The organism is Mycoplasma sp. 4013 (genome assembly GCF_054353875.1).
Genome location: NZ_JBTHHK010000009.1, coordinates 20198 through 38666, shown reverse-complemented (window position 1 = coordinate 38666; position 18469 = coordinate 20198). Strand labels below are relative to the sequence as shown.

17 protein-coding genes and 8 tRNA genes are annotated in these 18469 nt (G+C 29.0%); 17 read left to right on the top strand and 8 right to left on the bottom strand.

What is annotated here, in order from left to right:
- Positions 1-307: 307 nt before the first annotated feature.
- From ACXYRO_RS03385 to ACXYRO_RS03340, 10 genes are all read left to right on the top strand, one after another.
- Positions 308-384 (top strand) — tRNA-Pro (locus ACXYRO_RS03385).
- Between the two features lie 4 nt (positions 385-388).
- Positions 389-465, top strand: a tRNA-Ala gene (locus ACXYRO_RS03380).
- 5 nt (positions 466-470) lie between these two features.
- Positions 471-547: transfer RNA gene (locus ACXYRO_RS03375), tRNA-Met, on the top strand.
- Positions 548-569: 22 nt separating this feature from the next.
- Positions 570-645, top strand: a tRNA-Ile gene (locus ACXYRO_RS03370).
- 4 nt (positions 646-649) lie between these two features.
- Positions 650-742, top strand: a tRNA-Ser gene (locus ACXYRO_RS03365).
- 36 nt (positions 743-778) lie between these two features.
- Positions 779-855, top strand: a tRNA-Met gene (locus ACXYRO_RS03360).
- 2 nt (positions 856-857) lie between these two features.
- Positions 858-933 (top strand) — tRNA-Asp (locus ACXYRO_RS03355).
- A gap of 2 nt (positions 934-935) precedes the next feature.
- A tRNA-Phe gene (locus ACXYRO_RS03350) sits at positions 936-1011 on the top strand.
- Positions 1012-1113: 102 nt separating this feature from the next.
- Positions 1114-3786 (top strand): isoleucine--tRNA ligase, encoded by a 2673-nt coding sequence (gene ileS, locus ACXYRO_RS03345; protein WP_458614304.1) that lies wholly within the window; start codon positions 1114-1116, stop codon positions 3784-3786.
- Positions 3779-4393 carry a signal peptidase II gene (locus tag ACXYRO_RS03340; RefSeq protein WP_458597203.1) on the top strand — a complete coding sequence of 205 codons (615 nt, stop codon included), beginning with the start codon at positions 3779-3781 and terminating at the stop codon, positions 4391-4393. Before ileS ends, ACXYRO_RS03340 begins: the two co-directional genes overlap by 8 nt.
- A gap of 72 nt (positions 4394-4465) precedes the next feature.
- On the opposite strand, the gene tuf is transcribed toward ACXYRO_RS03340, so the two are convergent.
- The 4 genes from tuf to ACXYRO_RS03320 form a co-directional block, all read right to left on the bottom strand.
- Positions 4466-5659, bottom strand: a complete 1194-nt coding sequence (tuf, locus tag ACXYRO_RS03335) for an elongation factor Tu (protein WP_435129111.1) — start codon at positions 5657-5659, stop codon at positions 4466-4468.
- Positions 5660-5958: 299 nt separating this feature from the next.
- The gene (gene nagB / locus ACXYRO_RS03330) at positions 5959-6681 is read right to left on the bottom strand and encodes a glucosamine-6-phosphate deaminase (protein WP_458597204.1); all 723 of its coding nucleotides are present in this window, start codon (positions 6679-6681) and stop codon (positions 5959-5961) included.
- A gap of 7 nt (positions 6682-6688) precedes the next feature.
- Complete coding sequence (nagA, locus tag ACXYRO_RS03325; protein WP_458614303.1) at positions 6689-7789, bottom strand: N-acetylglucosamine-6-phosphate deacetylase; 1101 nt, start codon at positions 7787-7789, stop codon at positions 6689-6691.
- Entirely contained in the window at positions 7789-8637 is an 849-nt protein-coding gene (locus ACXYRO_RS03320; protein ID WP_458607756.1) for an N-acetylmuramic acid 6-phosphate etherase, read from the bottom strand. The genes nagA and ACXYRO_RS03320 overlap by 1 nt, the downstream gene beginning before the upstream one ends.
- Positions 8638-8818: 181 nt before the next feature.
- Here ACXYRO_RS03320 and ACXYRO_RS03315 point away from each other — a divergent pair, with 181 nt between their 5' ends.
- The 3 genes from ACXYRO_RS03315 to ACXYRO_RS03305 all read left to right on the top strand — a co-directional run bounded on the left by ACXYRO_RS03315 (position 8819) and on the right by ACXYRO_RS03305 (position 11981).
- Positions 8819-9148: a hypothetical protein gene (locus ACXYRO_RS03315; RefSeq protein ID WP_435129125.1), complete on the top strand. Its 330-nt coding sequence runs from the start codon at positions 8819-8821 to the stop codon at positions 9146-9148.
- A complete protein-coding gene (locus ACXYRO_RS03310; RefSeq protein WP_458607757.1) occupies positions 9148-10929 on the top strand; it encodes a PTS transporter subunit EIIC in 1782 nt (593 codons plus the stop codon). Before ACXYRO_RS03315 ends, ACXYRO_RS03310 begins: the two co-directional genes overlap by 1 nt.
- 176 nt (positions 10930-11105) lie before the next feature.
- A complete protein-coding gene (locus tag ACXYRO_RS03305; protein ID WP_458597207.1) occupies positions 11106-11981 on the top strand; it encodes a MurR/RpiR family transcriptional regulator in 876 nt (291 codons plus the stop codon).
- A 15-nt stretch (positions 11982-11996) separates the two neighbouring features.
- On the opposite strand, the gene ACXYRO_RS03300 is transcribed toward ACXYRO_RS03305, so the two are convergent.
- From ACXYRO_RS03300 to tapR, 4 genes are all read right to left on the bottom strand, one after another.
- Positions 11997-13085 carry a hypothetical protein gene (locus ACXYRO_RS03300; protein ID WP_458597208.1) on the bottom strand — a complete coding sequence of 363 codons (1089 nt, stop codon included), beginning with the start codon at positions 13083-13085 and terminating at the stop codon, positions 11997-11999.
- A gap of 9 nt (positions 13086-13094) precedes the next feature.
- Positions 13095-13751: a LemA family protein gene (locus ACXYRO_RS03295; protein WP_458614302.1), complete on the bottom strand. Its 657-nt coding sequence runs from the start codon at positions 13749-13751 to the stop codon at positions 13095-13097.
- A gap of 137 nt (positions 13752-13888) precedes the next feature.
- The gene (gene tyrS, locus ACXYRO_RS03290; protein WP_458614301.1) at positions 13889-15124 is read right to left on the bottom strand and encodes a tyrosine--tRNA ligase; all 1236 of its coding nucleotides are present in this window, start codon (positions 15122-15124) and stop codon (positions 13889-13891) included.
- Positions 15124-15702, bottom strand: a complete 579-nt coding sequence (gene tapR / locus ACXYRO_RS03285) for a TyrS-associated PheT N-terminal domain-related protein TapR (protein WP_458614300.1) — start codon at positions 15700-15702, stop codon at positions 15124-15126. Before tapR ends, tyrS begins: the two co-directional genes overlap by 1 nt.
- Positions 15703-15740: 38 nt before the next feature.
- Here tapR and ACXYRO_RS03280 point away from each other — a divergent pair, with 38 nt between their 5' ends.
- Genes ACXYRO_RS03280 through tsaD form a run of 4 tightly spaced genes read left to right on the top strand, consistent with a single transcriptional unit; the run spans position 15741 to position 18453 of the window.
- On the top strand, positions 15741-16598 hold the full coding sequence (locus tag ACXYRO_RS03280; RefSeq protein WP_458614299.1) for a DegV family protein: 858 nt from the start codon (positions 15741-15743) through the stop codon (positions 16596-16598).
- The gene (gene tsaE / locus ACXYRO_RS03275) at positions 16585-16974 is read left to right on the top strand and encodes a tRNA (adenosine(37)-N6)-threonylcarbamoyltransferase complex ATPase subunit type 1 TsaE (protein ID WP_458614298.1); all 390 of its coding nucleotides are present in this window, start codon (positions 16585-16587) and stop codon (positions 16972-16974) included. The genes ACXYRO_RS03280 and tsaE overlap by 14 nt, the downstream gene beginning before the upstream one ends.
- On the top strand, positions 16961-17518 hold the full coding sequence (gene tsaB, locus ACXYRO_RS03270) for a tRNA (adenosine(37)-N6)-threonylcarbamoyltransferase complex dimerization subunit type 1 TsaB (protein WP_458614297.1): 558 nt from the start codon (positions 16961-16963) through the stop codon (positions 17516-17518). The genes tsaE and tsaB overlap by 14 nt, the downstream gene beginning before the upstream one ends.
- Positions 17518-18453: a tRNA (adenosine(37)-N6)-threonylcarbamoyltransferase complex transferase subunit TsaD gene (gene tsaD, locus ACXYRO_RS03265; RefSeq protein WP_435130082.1), complete on the top strand. Its 936-nt coding sequence runs from the start codon at positions 17518-17520 to the stop codon at positions 18451-18453. The genes tsaB and tsaD overlap by 1 nt, the downstream gene beginning before the upstream one ends.
- Positions 18454-18469: the final 16 nt, after the last annotated feature.

Below are 18469 nucleotides of genomic sequence, written 5' to 3'. Positions count from 1 at the left end.
AGCTGACCATTACTAATAAATTGATAGGTTTAAAAGTAAATGTATTCAAGACATTCTAATGAATTATAATTACTATTCAGTTTTCAAAGGACTATGCCTAAGGGGCATTTTTTTAATTGAAAACACAAAAAAGAATAAAGAAATTTAATTAACATAAAAATATTTTAATATAGCAAGAATGATAAAATAAAAATCTAAAATTTTATGTTTTTATTTTTACAAAATTATGCTAAAATATATTAGCAATAAATAAGAAAAGTTTTTTTGATATATATAGTTTTATTGTATAATACTATAGCCAATACACGGAGAAGTAGCTCAGTTTGGTAGAGCACTACATTTGGGCTGTAGTGGTCGCAGGTTCAAATCCTGTCTTCTTCACCATTTCGGGGGGTTAGCTCATTTGGCTAGAGCGCCTGCCTTGCACGCAGGAGGTGGTGGGTTCGAATCCCATACTCTCCACCATTTATGGCACTATAGCTCAGTTGGTTAGAGCATCCGGTTCATACCCGGAAGGTCAAGAGTTCGACTCTCTTTGGTGCTACCAAAAAATCTATAAATTCGGAAATGGACCTATAGCTCAACGGTTAGAGCAACCGGCTCATAACCGGTTGGTTACAGGTTCGAATCCTGTTGGGTCCACCAATATGGGTGATTACCCAAGTCCGGTTGAAGGGAGCAGTCTTGAAAACTGCCAGGGGCTTTACGGCCCGCGGGGGTTCGAATCCCTCATCACCCGCCACCATAACTTAACATAATATGAATTTATAGAACATATCGCGGAATGGAGCAGTTTGGTAGCTCGTCGGGCTCATAACCCGAAGGTCACAGGTTCGAGTCCTGTTTCCGCAACCAATGGTTCAGTGGTAAAGTGGTTAATACGCCTCCCTGTCACGGAGGAGAACGCGGGTTCGATCCCCGTCTGGACCGCCATTGGCTCTGTAGCTCAGTTGGTAGAGCAACAGATTGAAGCTCTGTGTGTCGCTGGTTCGATTCCTGCCGGAGCCACCATCAAAAATTGCTATATTTTATAAACTGCAGTAAATTAGTTTATAAAATATAGCAATTTTTATTTTTTTGCTAAAATATATAGATATAAAAAAGGAGAAAAATATGGACTATAAAAAGACATTAAATATGCCAAAAACTGATTATGAAATGAGAGCTAATTTATTAGTTAAAGAACCAAAATATCGTCAGTTTTGGGAAAGTTCTAAAATTTACCAAAAAGTATTATCAAAAAATAAAAATAACCCAAAGTATATCTTGCACGATGGTCCACCATACGCTAATGGAGGTATTCATGTTGGTCATGCATTAAACAGAGTTTTAAAGGATATTATTGTTAGATATAAATCTTTATCAGGGTTTTATTCACCATTTGTTCTTGGTTGAGATACACATGGTTTACCAATAGAGCATAAAATGCTTACTGAGAGCAAATTAAATAAGGATGAACTTAATCCTGTAATTTTACGTAAAAAAGCAGCTCAATATGCTTTACAACAAGTTAATAACCAACGAAACCAACTTAAATCCTTGCAATTATTTACCGATTATTCAAAATCATATATAACCTTAGATAAACAATATGAGGTTATGCAGCTAAAGGTTTTTAAAAAGATGGTAATGGATGGATTGGTATATAAAGGATTAAAGCCTGTATTTTGATCACCTAGTTCCCAAAGTGCTTTAGCCGAATCTGAGGTAGAATACCAAGATGTAATTTCACCATCAATATATGTTGCTTTTGAAGTTGTAGCAAGTAATTTTGAAAATGTTAAAACTGGTGATAATTTAATGATTTGGACTACAACTCCATGAACATTATTGGCTAATGCAGCGGTAGCAATTGGTTTAGATATTGAATATGCTCGTGTAAAAAATAATGGAAGTTTTTATATTATTGCAATTGATTTATTAACTGTTGTTGCATCAAAATGTGGTTGAGATACATATGATATTGTTTCAGTTTTTAAAGGTTCGCAAATTTTAAATTATAATATTGAATATTTAACACCAATTTTGAAGTTTCATGCTCCATTAGTGATCGGACATCATGTTAGTGTTGAATCAGGATCTGGTTTAGTTCATATTGCTCCGATGTTTGGTGAAGATGACTTTTTAATTGGACAAAAAAATAAGTTACAGATGATTATGCATATTTGTGATAAAGGTTATATTGAAAATACCAATACTGATTTTGATGGGATGTTTTATCAGGATGCAAATAAGAAAATATCAGAATTTTTAGCAAACAAATTATTACACTTTGAAAGATTTAAGCACTCATACCCACATGATTGAAGAACTCATAAACCAATTATCTTTCGCGGGACACCACAATGATTTGTTTCAATTGACAAAATTAGAGAGCAAATTTTAGATCAAATTGAAAATAATGTTACTACTTATCCAGCATGACCGAAAAAACGTTTATATTCAATGATCCAAAATCGTTCTGATTGAACTATTTCACGTCAAAGAAGTTGAGGAGTTCCACTAATTATCTTTTATGATAAGGATGGAAAACCAGTTTTTGATTCAGAATTATTTGATCATGTTATAGATTTAGTAGCAAAATATGGAACTGATATTTGATGAGAAAAATCAACTGAAGAATTATTACCTTTAAAATATCAAAATCAAGGTTTTACTAAGGAAAAAGACATTATGGATGTTTGATTCGATTCAGGTGTTTCAAGTGTAGCTGCTGTAATTGAACCGAATTTACAATCACCATATGATTTATATTTAGAAGGAACTGATCAATATCGTGGTTGATTCAACTCATCAATTATTAATTCAGTTGCATATAAAGGATTAACACCTTATAAAAATCTTATATCACATGGTTTCGTTGTAGATGCTAAGGGAAATAAGATGTCTAAGTCAAAAGGTAATTCAGTTGAACCTTCTGATATTATCAATAAACGTGGTGCAGAGATTTTAAGATTATGAGTTGCAAATTCAGAATATCAAGGTGACATTTCAATAAGTGAAGATATTTTAAATCAAAATACCGAAATATACCGTAAATTAAGAAATACCATTAAATTCTTGCTTGGTAACTTAAATAATTTTGAATATTCTAAAGACATTAAAAGAACCGGAATCCATATGTTTATTTATCAACAACTTCAAGAATTAAAATACAATGTAATTAAAGCATATGACGAATATAAGTTTTTAATGGTTGTAAAACTGCTTTCAAACTATGTTGTTGAGCTTTCTAGCTTCTATTTGTCTGTTACCAAAGATATTTTGTATGTTCGTTCATTAAACGATCCACAACGACTTATGACACTTGCAAATATGTATGAGATAGTCGAATTTCTTATAATAGCGCTTGCTCCGATTTTACCTACCACATCCGAAGAAGCATATGAGTTCTTTGATAAAAAAGATAAATATGAATCAGTATTTTTAGAAAATTTACCAAAACTTTCTGAAATAGCATATGATGCAGCATTAATTACTTCATATAAAGAATTTTTTGAACTACGTGATAAAGTTAATGTGCTAATTGAAAATGCGATTAAAGCTAATTTAGTGAAGCGATCAAATGAATTAGAATTATTTTTACCTAAAACATCTGATTTAATAGCTAAACTTGATTTAAAAACATTATTAATGGTAGGAAAAATAACACAGGGAAATGAATTAAAAGTTGAAAAATTTGATTCATTAAAATGCTTAAGATGTTGAAATCATTTTGATAAAGAAAATGTTAAAAATGATTTATGTAATCAATGTGAGCAAATTGTAAGAGAGTTTCATGAATAAAAAAATAAAAATATTAAAAAACTACTTATCTGTAAATAAAAAACGTATTTTAATAACATATATATTTATTTTTGCTTCATTAATAGTTTTTTTATTTATAGATCAGATGACAAAGAATCTATTATTTAATCACGGTTCAATAAAAACTTTGGATCAAAATTTTGAAGTATCTTATAATAGACAAAGATTTCCTGCTGAATCTATATTAAATAGTTACACAGTTTCGCCACTACTTGGGATACGAAGCATCTGACACGGTGGAATTACTTTTGCTAAAACTCGTAATACAACTTTAATTCAAACCATTTCAATCATTTTGTTTATTTTTATTTTAACATATGGATTGTTTTTAGATAAACATAATAAAATACGTGCAATATTTGTAGGAATAATATTGGCAGGTGATTTAGGTAATATGTTAGATCGTTTTATTTTTAGTGGTTATGTTAAAGACATCTTCTTTATACCTTTTTTAAATAGAGATGGCACATTTAATTTTGCTGATTCATTAATTTTCACCGGAATTGCTTTATTGCTTATCGGTAGTTTGATACCAGAGAGCAAAATTAGAGACCTTAAAAGACATAGGGATTTAATAATTCATTAAAACAAGCATATATGCTTGTTTTTGTTTGCAAAGCATTAAAAAATCGGGATATAAACCCGATTTTTAAATTGTTTATTTAATAATCTTTGTTACTGAACCAGCACCAACTGTACGTCCACCTTCACGGATAGAGAATTTGGTTCCTGCTTCAACAGCGATAGGAGCGATTAATTTAACTTTTAAGTTAACGTTTTCTCCTGGCATAACCATTTCACGTTTTGCATCAAATTCAACTCCACCAGTAACATCAGTGGTACGGAAGTAGAATTGTGGTTTATAGTTTTTAAAGAATGGTGTGTGACGTCCACCTTCTTCTTTTTTTAGAACATAAATAGCTGCTTCAAATTCTGTGTGAGGGATAATTGAACCTGGTTTTGCTAAAACTTGTCCACGTTCAACATCTTCACGGTTTACTCCACGAAGTAATAATCCAGCATTATCTCCAGCTTGTGCTTCTTTAAGGTTTTTACGGAACATTTCAATTCCTGTAACAACTGTTTTCTTAGTAGGTTTTAAACCAACGATTTCAACTTCTTCGTTTAATTTAAGTGTTCCACGCTCTACACGTCCTGTAGCAACTGTTCCACGTCCTGTAATGGTGAATACATCTTCAACAGCCATTAAGAAAGGTTTTTCAAAGTCTTTAATAGGTGTTTCAATGTATGTATCAACTGCATCCATTAATTCCATAATTTTTGGTTCTCATTTTGCATCACCTGATAATGCTAATGATGCAGAACCACGTATAACAGGAGCATTATCTCCATCAAATCCATATTCTGTAAGAAGTGAACGAACTTCAAGTTCAACAAGGTCGATCATTTCTGCACCTTCATCACCTTCTAGCATATCACATTTATTTAAGAATACAACGATGCGAGGTACACCAACTTGTTTTGATAAAAGAATGTGTTCACGAGTTTGAGGCATTGGTCCATCGGTTGCAGCAACAACTAAGATAGCACCATCCATTTGAGCTGCTCCGGTAATCATATTTTTAACGTAGTCAGCGTGTCCAGGACAGTCTACGTGAGCATAGTGACGTTTTTCAGTTTGATATTCAATGTGTGCTGTGTTAATTGTAATTCCACGAGCTCTTTCTTCTGGAGCGGCATCGATTGAAGCATAATCACGAGCTTCTGAAAGTCCTTTTTTAGATAAAACTGTAGCAATAGCAGCAGTCAAAGTTGTTTTACCGTGATCAACGTGTCCAATGGTTCCAACGTTAACGTGTTCTTTACTACGATCAAATTCTAATTTTGCCATATTAATATTCCTTTCATATTGTTTATGATTTAAATTAATTTAGTTTGTCTTAGCGCTAAAACCAACCATAGCCTAGTCTTTCATCTAGGTCCTGTCCATAAGCACCAATAATTTTAGCAAATTCTTTTATATAATTTAGAAATTGCTTTTTGTATTAATATATTTTACCATATTTTTTATATTCATTAATCATTAAGATTATGCTTTTAAGGCTTTATTCTATGATTTTATTTACTAAATGATTGATTTATATAAAATAAATTATTCAAAAAATCAATAAGGTTTCCTTATTGAAAGTTTTATAATAATTTTGCTGCTTTTGAATCTAAAATTATAGTTACATCATTATGTGTTTGTAAGAAACTAGCAGGAACATCCGAGCAAACAGGACCATTTATTGTTTTTGTAATTGCATCTGCTTTAGAATCTCCATCTGCTAACAAAATAATTTTTCTTGCTTTTAATATAGTTCCGATACCCATTGATATAGCTGTTTTTGGAACTAACTTTATATTGTCAAAATACTTTTTATTAGCATTTATAGTACTTTTAGTCAAAATTACTTCACGAGTTATATCATTGATTTTTGAACCTGGTTCATTAAATGCAATATGTCCATTGATACCGATTCCTAGTATCATTAAATCTATACCACCTTTTTCTGCTATTAACTTTTCATATTTTTTAGCATTTAAACCAATATTTCCTATTCCGTTTGGCAGATTAATATTTGATTTATCTACATCAATATAATTAAAAAGTGTATTGAACATAAAATAATGGTATGAGCAAGGGTTTTTTATATCAATTCCAACATATTCATCAAGGTTAAATGTTGTAACATCTTTAAAAGAAATCTCTTTATTTTGATATTTTTGAATCAATAATTGATATGTTTTTATAGGAGAGTTACCAGTTGCAAAGCAAATGTTTAAATTAGGTCTTGATTTAATAGCATCTGCTATTAAATCTGCTGCATATTTAGCTTGTAAATCTGAATTTTCTTTAATTATAACTTTCATATTTTCCTTAGTTTACCTTTTTTCCATCAATATAAACACTTTTAATATTTCAATTATAATCCATTAATACTATATCTGCTAGATAACCTGTCCTGATTTTACCTAACTTTTTATTTAATCCTAAGTATTTAGCAGCATTATATGATGTCATTTTTACTGCATCACAAGAATTTACATTGATACTCAATAAGTTTTTAAAAGCATCGTGTATACTGATACCTGAACCTGCAATAGTATTACTGTCTTTTAAAGTTATTTTTAATCCATCTTTTATAACAGGGATATCACCTGAAATATTTTCTCCATCTTTATAATAAGCAGGTTTAATTGCATCTGAAACAGCAATAATTTTATCAAAACCTTTATTTTTGATAGTGAATCAAATAGACTGCTTACAAATGTGAAATAAATCGAAAATCATTTCTACATAAGTGTTTTCGCTCATTAATGCAGCCTGAAGCAAACCTGGGTTTCTTGAGTCGATTCCTGACATAGCATTTCATAAGTGACATACAGATTTACAACCATTATCAAAGAAGATTGATGCAGTTTCAAAATCAGTTGCTGAATGTCCGATAGACCCTATTATATTGTGTTTTTGCATCTGTTTAAATACTTCTATATCTACCACATCAGGATCGAATGATATTTTTCTTAGTGTGTTTTGTGATGCATTAATAAGTTCTTTGATATCTAAAACAGTTGGTTTTCTAAGATACTCAAATTTATGTGCTCCTTTTTTAGCATTTGCAATAAAAGGACCTTCTAAATGCAAACCTAAATTTCTTGCAACATATTTAGTATTTTTACTCACATCGTCTAAAACATCTAAAATATTTTGTCACTGATTTGTCATCAATGTAGGCATAAAAGCAGTTGTTCCATGTTGAGCAAGTTTTTTTGAAATAGCAGAAACCGCATCGCTTCCTTCCATAACATCGTAATTATAAAAACCGTGTATATGTGTATCGATAAATCCAGGAACTGCTATATATTTTGCTTGATTTTGATTTGGTATAATTTTTTGTATTTTATGATCTTTTATATATATATCAGCACAATCAATGATGTTGTTATAATTTATAATTTTAACATTTTCTATTTTCATTATCCAATTACTTCCCTTAAATTATTATGTGATTTTTTTAATAGCTTAATCGCATTTATTTTATCGACTTTATTTAAATGCATTATAGCAGCAACTTTAATATTTTGATCTGCTTCTGAATATAACTTTTGTGCATCTAATGCAGATATATGTGTTATTTGTTTTAAAATATCAATGCTACGCTTAACTAATTTTTCGTTTTTAGGAATTAAGTCAATCATTAAATCATCATATACTTTACCTAGTTTTATAGCAGTAATTGATGAGATAGTGTTTAAGATAAGTTTTTGCAAAGTCGCTGCTTTTAAACGAGTAGAACCAGAAATAACTTCTTTACCTACATCACCAACTATAACATCATCTGAAACAGATTCACAGTCTCCATTTTTTTGATTTGCTATCAAGGTAGTTTTTGCATTAGTAGTTTTTGCATAAACAAAAAAACCTTTTATATATTTAGTATTTCCCGATGCAGACAAACCGATGATTAAATCTTTATTATTAATATTTTCTTTTTTTGCATCACTGTAACCTAAGTTATAATCATCTTCATAGCCTTCTAATGACGCTAAGATTGCTGCATCTCCACCGGCCATCGAGTATTTGAATCAATTTAACTCTCCAAATGTAGGTAAAATATCTAAAGCATCTAATAAAGCGATTCTTCCACTACTACCAGCACCTACATAAAATATTCTACCGTTTTTTTTGATGACTTTAACACATTGCTTAGCAAGTTGAATAATATCTTTTTTCAAATTATTATATGCTTTGATTACATCTTTATTTGATTCAGCAAAAATATTTACAAGCTGTTTATAATTTAATGTATCTAAATGTTTGTTCATAACAACCTCGCAATTATTTTATTATGGAAGTCTATTTGATATGTAAAATAAAAAAATTTTTTATTTTTTATATTAAACATCATTAATAAAACAAAAAATATGAAAAATTTTTTCATCTTAGCATTTGTATATGAAAATGATTTTATAATATTTTAGAGTGTAAATCACTCAGTGAGGTTATATGGATAAATTTTTAAAAAAACTCAAAGACTTGCACTGGTCGCAATGAGTTTATATTATTTTATGAACTTTATTTATTGTCTTTTTAATCATACTTATCGGATTATTTGGAGGTTTCACAGAAAACAGTCACGGGTTTTCAAAAGAAAAACTAGGTGCTCATTATGATGCATATGTTGCTGCTTTCAAAAAATTTCGATCAGATGTAATAGGGGCAATGGGATTCTTATTCTTTCTTAGCTTTTTTGGAGCAATTATCGCTACAATTGCTTCACATGGATTCTTTTTGAAGAAGAAAAAACTTCTTTTAGCTAAAGCAGGAGGTAAATAATGACTACAACTGCTAAAAAAACATTTTCAGGTGGGTTAGCTAAAGGATGAATGACAAAACTCTCACGTATAGGATCAGCATTGATGTTTCCGATTGCGGTGCTACCGGTTGCTGCGATCTTGTTAAGAATCGGAGCAGAATTACCAGGTGATTCTCCGTTTGGTAAGTTTGTGCAATCATTATTATTAAAAAGTGGTGATGCAGTATTTTCAAACTTATACATTATATTTGCAGTAGGTGTAGCATTTGCTTTCACAAAAGACAAACGGGGTGAAGCAGCATTTGCTGGATTTATTGGAATAATGATATTAACCTTTTTAATGGTTGCTTTAACCGATGTGTATTATGGAACTTTGTTTGTACATAAAGGTTATGTAGATACTGATACAGGTGTTATTAAGGATTTTGTAGCATCTTCGCCAAAAGATACAAAATCAGGAACAGGATTTAAAGAATTTACTAGAACTTATCAAGTAGTTTCTACCGGTTTTCATACAATTTTTGGAAAGAAAACAGATGACGTTCTTGCTAAAAATGTACTTAATGGTATTGTAGTAGGTGCTTTAACTGCATTTGTATATAATCGTTCAAACAATGTTACATTGCCAAAAGTATTAGGATTCTTTAGTGGAAAAAGATTAGTTCCAGCAGTTGCTATTATTGCATCAACATTATTTACAATTGTTTGAGCAGTTATTTTCCCTTGAATCGGTTATGTGATTTTTGCTATTTCAGAAGCGATGTCAAAAGCCGTAACATCAAAACAAGGTGAATCATTTAATTTATCAGCACAAGCGCGCTTTACAAGAGCGGGAATAATGGGTGTATATGGATTTTTAAACAGACTTTTAATTCCATTCGGATTACATCATATTCCAAATAACATCTTCTGATTCCAATTAGGTGAATGACCAAAAGAAGGTAATCCATCACAAACTGTTAATGGTGATATTCTTATTTTCTTACAAGGACAAGCAAAAGGCAACCCAGGCGGTATCTTCCAAGCAGGATTCTTCCCAATGATGATGTTCGGATTGCCTGCCTTAGTGGGTGCATTTGTTTATTCAGCAGAAACCAAAGAACAAAAGATTAAAGTTGCTTCATTATATGGTTCAGCAGCAATTGTAAGCTTTTTAACAGGTATTACAGAACCAATTGAATTTGCTTTCTTATATGTTTCTCCACTTTTATACTTATCACATGCAATCTTAACAGGTATCTTTGCATTTATAACAGGAGCATTTGGAATACAATTAGGATTTGGATTTTCAGCTGGATTATTAGACTACATTACATCAATACCTAAGTCATTAAGAATAATCAATGAATCAGGTTATACAGGCGCAGCAAGAGTATTTGCTAACCCAGGATGAATTTTCCCTATTGGATTTGTAACTGCTGCTGCTTACTTTGGTGTAGGGGTTGGATTTATCAAAGGATTTAACTTATCAACACCTGGTCGTGGTGAAGGTATCATACGTTCAGAAGAAGAAATAAAAGAAGTTGTCTCACCAGAAGCAAATGATGGTAGCTTTTCAACAAAAGCAAGAAATATTGTTAAAGCTTTTGGTGGCTGAGATAATATAACAACTTTTGAAAACTGTTCAACACGACTTCGTTATGAAGTTAAAGATGGAAGTAAAGTATCTGAAGAAGATTTGAAAAAAGCAGGTGTATTTGGTTTAGTAAAAGTTTCTGAAAAATCATTTCAAGCAATAGTTGGAGTCGAAGCAGAAAGTATTAATAACCAGATTACATCAAATAAAGGTGCAGAATTATAATAATTTAGATGACACAGATGTGTCATCTTTTTGTATTATATAGTTTTATAATAAGATTGATTAAAATAAAGAAGAGGAATAAAGAAAAAAATATTGCAAAATAAAGAAACATAAAAAGCATAAAACACAAAAATAATTTGCATTTTTATAAGCAAAATATATAATTATTTTTACCTATGAAAAAAGAAATTTTTGATAATAATCTAAAGCAAATAATTACATCAAATCAACATATAAAATCATTGATAAAATTAACCGATTTTATTAGTTTATATCCTAATGGTTTTTTAGAATTATCAACTTTGCAATTATCTGATAAGCTTGATGTGTCACAAGCAACTATTTCTCGTATTTCAAAAATATTAGGTTTTAGAAATATTCAAGATATAAGAATCTATATTTCAGCAAGATTGCAATATTTAGATGATCGTATTGATTGAAATAATAATGAATCAAGCGAAAATTTATCAGATGTAATTTCTAATATTAAATCACATTATATGTTTACAATTGAAAAAAGTGTAAATAAGTTTTTAGATAATAAATACATTTATAAGTATATTAACACATTATTAGAATACAAAATTAATCTATTTTTTGGCATTGGTGATTCTGGTATGATATCAGCTTATTTTGCTAATAATTTAAGAAAAATAGGATTTAATGTTTTATATTGTAGTGATGTACATACCTTTTTAAGCTTTAATTCATTGCTACAACTTAAAAAAGTACATGTAACAGTGATATCTAAATCAGGAACAACTTTAGAAATAAAATTTGTTATAAACTTCTTAGAAACAAATAATATTCCATATTCTGTATGAACAAAGAATCAGAGTTTACAAAGCAATCATTCGTTGAATTTATTGTATGTTGATTCGCTTGAGCAAAAGTATCGTATTGGAGTGCTAGGCTCAAAGATTTCTTATTTTATGCTTTGTGATATTATTTATTCATTTTTATCAGTAAAAATAGATAAAAATAAGAAAATCTTTTCGCAGATTAATGATTATATTAGTAGTTGAAATAATTTATTGGATAATAAAAAATAAGGTGCAAACCTTATTTTATTGTAAGTAAATTGGAATGTTAATGAATGAAAGCATATAGTATAAAGTATAAGTGTCAATTAATAGATCGTTATAAATTTTATTAATTACTATTTCTTTGTTTTTTAAACGAAGTGGGACATTAAGATACATAAACCCAAAATCAACATTATAGTTTAAGTAGATAAAATCTCCAGTAGAAAAAACATTAAATCTTTTAATTTTTGAACCTTGGGTATCTTTAAGACGCTTAAGCATTAATTCTTGTGATAATGGTGTAAACATCATTGTGGCTTTAAATCTATCGTTTATCATTGGTGTAACATACTTGTTGAATTCTTTGTTTTCCATTTGAATTTTTTGTAAACCACTACCACTAGCAAGTTTTCCAACCATTAATGTAAATACCATTGCTTTATCTTCAAGATATCTTGTATCTATTTTAAGCATACCGGTATAGTAATGTTTTTCTTCAGTTAGATTACCTTTACTATCTCTTCTTTCATAAACTCAGTGGACATTTATAAGAGAAAGTGGATAGTGTTTCATTAATAAACAATGTTTTGGTTCTTTAACTTCTGATATATATGCCCCACCAGGAATACCAACTGTAAATCTATGTAAATCCTTTTTGCTAACTTGACAATGTCTAAATGCTTCTTTAAAGTCAGTGCTTTCTTCTGTTGGTATATAATCCATTTCGTCATCAAGGATATTAAATGATTCAACATATAGTGCTTCTTGGTTTAAGTTTTGTTTTAATACATGAGCTAAATTAACCCTAAAACGATAAAATTTTCTTCAATAGACAGCACCTAAAATAACACCAATTAGAATAGAAATAATGAATAAGATTAAAAAAACAAAAAAAGGAATAAAACCATTACTTACTACACTGATAATAATGGCACCGATTATTAAGAATACAACACCAGGTATAATAGTACTTAAAAGAGATACTCAGAATTTTTTAAATGCTTTTTTATAATCATTCATTACTTCAGGAGTTAGTATGTTATTTACTACTGTTGTAACAATTGGTAGAAGTTTTTCGTCTGCTTTATTTTTATAATCAGCAAACTTTTGATAATCGCGAACAACTCTCACTATTTATTATTAAAATAAACCTTTCATTGAAACATCTTGTTTTTGTTGTTCAGATGCTGCATATAAAGGAAGAGTTTCGAGCTTTAACATCGCTGCAATAATTGAAGCAGGATATGTGAAAATCTCTTTATTAAAGATGTTAGCATCTTTATTATATAGTCTTCTTGCTGCTTGAAGCTCTCTTTCTAAATATGTTGATTGATTCATTAATTCTTTATAAGCATCCATTGCTTTTAGTTCTGGATATGCTTCAGAAACTGCCATCAATCTTCCGAAAACACTTGTGTTAAGCTTTTCGATTTCATTTGCATTAGCAACTCCACCTTGACTTACTAATGATCTCATTTTTGCAATTTGTGTAAATGTTTCATTTTCATACTTGCTGTAACTTTTTGTAATTTCAACAAGTTTGTTTAATGTGTCATAACGTTGTGTTAAGAACACATCAATTGTTGAAGCTGATTCATTTGTTTGTAATTGCATTCTATTAAAACTATTTCTTTTTACAAAATAATAAATTACACCACTAAATAGAAGTAGAATTCCAAGGATTCAGAAAATTACCTTTGATGCTGTTGATGTTGTTGCAGCAGTAGGTCTTGAATCTACATTTGGTTGAAATCCATCTGGATGATGTGCTTCTCTGTTATTAACTAAATTTGCCATATTGTCCTTTCTTTATTTGTCATAATAACTTGTTATATTATACAAAATTTGCATAAAAATTTAAAAAGTCAAAGCAAATATTTGCAGAGACTTTTGTGAAGTAATTTTCTTCTACTTAGAAGAAAAATGTGTAAATTCTAAACAATTTCTATCAAAAATACCTTTTTCTTACCGATATGTAATAAAGCAAACTTCCCATCAAAAAGCTTGGATTGAAAAGTTGTTTGTAAATTCACTTCAACATTATTTAATTTAATTGCTTTTTTTTCAATAAATTCACGAGCTTCACGTTTTGAGTGAACTAATTTTTTTTCAATCAACGATTCTATGATATTGTTATTTTTTTTAACAGTTAAAGTAGGAATTTGATTTTTTAAAGAAGTGATTATATCTATTGATAAAGTTGTGATATCAAAGTTTTTATTAAATAAAATTTCACTTGTTGCTTGCGATATTTTAGCATCATTTTCACTGTGGATGTCTTTTATAACTTCGTATGCTAAAACCTTTTGAGCATATTGATTTGCTGGATCTTTAATATGTTTTTGCATAACATTCTCGATTTCATCAAGTGATAAAAATGTTAGTCATTTTAAAAGTTTTTCAATTTGGCTATCTGGTTGCTTATATAAAAATTGATACATATCATAAGGTTTAGTCATATTTTTATCAAGTCATAAACTTCCACCACCAGTTGATTTACCAAATTTATTTCCATTTTCATCTGTTAATAAGTTAGTTGTAAAAATAAATGCTTGATGATCGTTTCCTATTTTTTTTGAAATCATTTCTAATCCAGTTGAAAGATTTCCCCATTGGTCAGAACCACCTACTTGAATTTTTACATTATAATCTTGATATAAACGAATAAAGTCTCATCCTTGAATTAATTGATAAGAAAATTCAGTAAAACTTAATCCATTTTCAATTCTATTAGCAACTGAATCCTTTGATAACATATATGCTACATTAACTAATTTTCCTACATCCCTTAAGAAACTAATTAAATTCATATCTTTGTAAAATTCATAATTATCTACTACATATAATCCAAAATGTTCAAGCTGCATTTTGATTTTATTTTTATTTTCTATTAATTCTTTTTCATCAAGTAGTTTTCTTTCACTGGTTTTAAACGAAGGATCACCAATCATCCCGGTAGCACCACCTAGGATTGCAATAGTATTTCATCCTGCTTTTTGCATACGAAGTAAGGTTAAAATTTGCAGATAATTACCTAAATGCAAACTAGTTGCAGTAGGGTCAAATCCAGCATATACAGCATCATTTGTAGTTAAATTATTAAATTTATCAATATTACTATGTTGTTTTAAGATACCACGATTATTTAATTCTTTTAATATATTTTTCATTAAAATCCAAAGTCCTTTCCGATATCGTTTTTAGTTCCAAAAATTAAACCATCACCATTTAATCCTAGGCTTTTATAACCTGTTAACATCCCAAAACTTTCAACATCTAAAAGTTTGCTTAATAAAACAGCGCTACCATCATTAATAACTGTTCCAGGAAGTGCTAAAACTACTATTTTACCAACCTGTGAATCAGTTGTATTTGTTACAATTTGAATTAATTTATCTTTATTTATATTTATTTTAAGAATGTATAATTTATCACTATTAGGATGATTATTTCTTTCTATAATTTCTCCATAAATAAATTTTTGTTCATCTTTTATAACAAGACCTTCTGTTTTAGCAATTTGCATCAATATACTTTTTTGCTCTGTGTTTAAAGTAAAATAACTTTGATTTTCCTTAATATCAAGCAACTTATTATCAAGCAGATTAATTGAATTTACATTGTTTTGCGAATCTATGAAAAATATTGCATTCTGTGTTCTAATTTGTTTATTTATAACTACTTTTGCATCCACGAATATAATAGATGTATTAGAAAAAAACTTATTTAAATTATTACATATAATCATATTTAACATTATAACATTTTTTATTATAATAGATAAGTATGAAAAAACTAGCAATTATTATTGATTCCTCTAGTGGGCTGACAAAAGAACAAGCACAAAGACTAGGATTTTATTATTTACCACTTATTATCCAAATAGATGGAAAATCATATCAAGATGGTATTGAAATAACTAAAGACAATTTGTTTACAGTATTTAATAAGAATACTAAAAATGTTTTAACATCTGCAACACCAATTGGTTATGCAAGTGATTTATTTGCCCAATTATCTAATGAATATGAAAATTTAGTTGTATTCCCTATTTCAATGCATTTATCGGGCCAATATCAGATTTTAAAAAACCTTGAGCAGGAATTTCCTAAACTTAAGGTGATTGCTTCTTTAAATCTTTCTTTTACAGTCTTAGATCAAGTTTCAAGATTTAAAAAAGAGTTTGCTCTGAGCAACGATGTAGACTTATCGATTAAAAATGTATCCGACTGAAATAAAAGTTTAGATATTACATTGATACCTAAATATAATGATTATTTAGTTCGTGGAGGTCGTTTAACACCAGCATTAGCAACCTTAGCAAAACTTTTAAAAATAGTTCCATTAATTCGTTTTCGTGAGGGTAAATTAGTTAAACAAGGAAAAGGGAGAATCTTTTTAAAAAGTGTTTTTGATGAAATTAACCGCAAATTAGAGTTAAAAGAAAACCGAGATTTAGTTCTTTTAACAGCAAATGGTGATTTTGATCAAGAAATTATTGATTATTATAAAAATTCTTATGATGGTAACATTCTAGTTTTTCCAATCCCTACTGTTGTTGCTATTCATACTGGGCCAGAAGCGATAGTAATTGGGACAGGTGAAAATATTGTTGATTCGTTGAAAGAATATGAAAGAATATAGTTTTTTTGCTAACGATTTAGAACAACTAAAAGAGAATATTCAAACTTTTTTACCTATAATAAAGCTAAAAAAGTATCTTTTGTTATCTGGTGAATTAGGTGCAGGAAAAACAACTTTTGTACAAGTTCTAGGTAAGTTATTAGGAATAAAAGAAAATATTACATCACCTAGTTTTAATTATATGAAAGTTTATAACGGATTAGTTCATATTGATTTATATATATATAAAGGTGATATTGATGAATTTGAAGATTACTTTGATGACAATATTGTAGCTATTGAATGACCGGAAAAAAAGAATTTACTTTTTGATGCATATGTAAAAGTTGACATAAGTTTTGATAATACAAGAAAGTATAAAATTGAAATTGTATAATTTATTTTTGGATACCACTGGAAAAGATTTTTGTATCGCTTTATTTGACCTTAATTTTAATTTAATAAAATCAGTGATTTTAGAAAATTATAAAAAAAAGATAGATTTAATAGTTAAATATTTCAATGATTTTAATATAAAAATTAATGAAATTAATGGTTTATATATAAATTTAGGTCCTGGTTTTTTTACAGGAGTTCGAGTTGGTTTTGTTTTCTTTAGAACACTAGCATTGGCTAATAATATTGATTTTTATACAACTACGACATTTGAACTTTTGATGATGCAAAATGATAAAGATACTTTTTACACCGATGCACAAGGAAAAAAAGTTTATTTTTTTGATAAACAGATGTTCTTAAAAACAGAAGATATCTTTGAAAGCACTAAAGTTATTGATGCAACAGATAATATAACCCTTGATAACATTAATTACCAGAAAGTTATTTCCAAATTCCTTGCTTATCAACACATTTTTACAAAAAAACATCCATTAGAAGTTGAACCTACATATATTAAAAAACCACAAATAGGAAGTAAATAATGCGTATTTTAGGTATCGAAACATCACATGACGATACATCATTAGCAATATTAGAAGATGGTAAGATTTTACAGTTATCCACAATTTCACAAATTGATATTTTCAAAGAATATGGTGGAACAATCCCAGAGTTAGCTTCCAGAGAACATGTTAAGAACATTGCTGTTTTACAAAAAATAATTTTTAATAAATATCCTATTGAGACAATAGATTACGTTGCCTATACAAAGGAACCCGGATTAATAGGAACCTTACAAATTGGTTTTTTATTCGCCTATGCCATAGCACTTTCTATTAATAAATTGCCTATACCAATTAATCATTTGCACGGACATTTGTTTTCAGCAACAATTGATCAAGATGTTGAATTCCCTGCTTTATGTTTACTTGTTTCGGGAGGTCACACACAACTTATTCTTGCTCATGATGTTTTTGATTTTGATATTATTGGAGAAACATTGGATGATGCAGTTGGAGAATGTTTTGATAAAGTTGCCGTTAAATCTGGGTTAGGTTTTCCTGGTGGTGTTTTAATTGATAAGATTTCACAAACTTATCAAGGTGAATATATAAAATTTAGCAAACCACATACTAAAAATCCATATGACTTTTCCTTCAGTGGTTTAAAAACACAGGTTTTGAATTATATAAATAATCAAAAAATGAAAAATATTGATATTGATATAAACCAAGTTGTTGCAAGTTTTCAAAAAACAGCGATAGAATATTTGTGTGAAAAAACAACTGCTGTATTGAACCAATATAAAGTTAAAACATTAATTTTAGGTGGTGGAGTTTCGGCGAATTCAGAACTGCGCAAAGAATTTGTTAAATTACACCCTAATACTATCATACCAAAATTAAAATATGCAACAGATAATGCAGCTATGATAGCACAAGCAGCATATATAAGACTTACAAATAAAATATATTAAAAAATAACAAATTAAG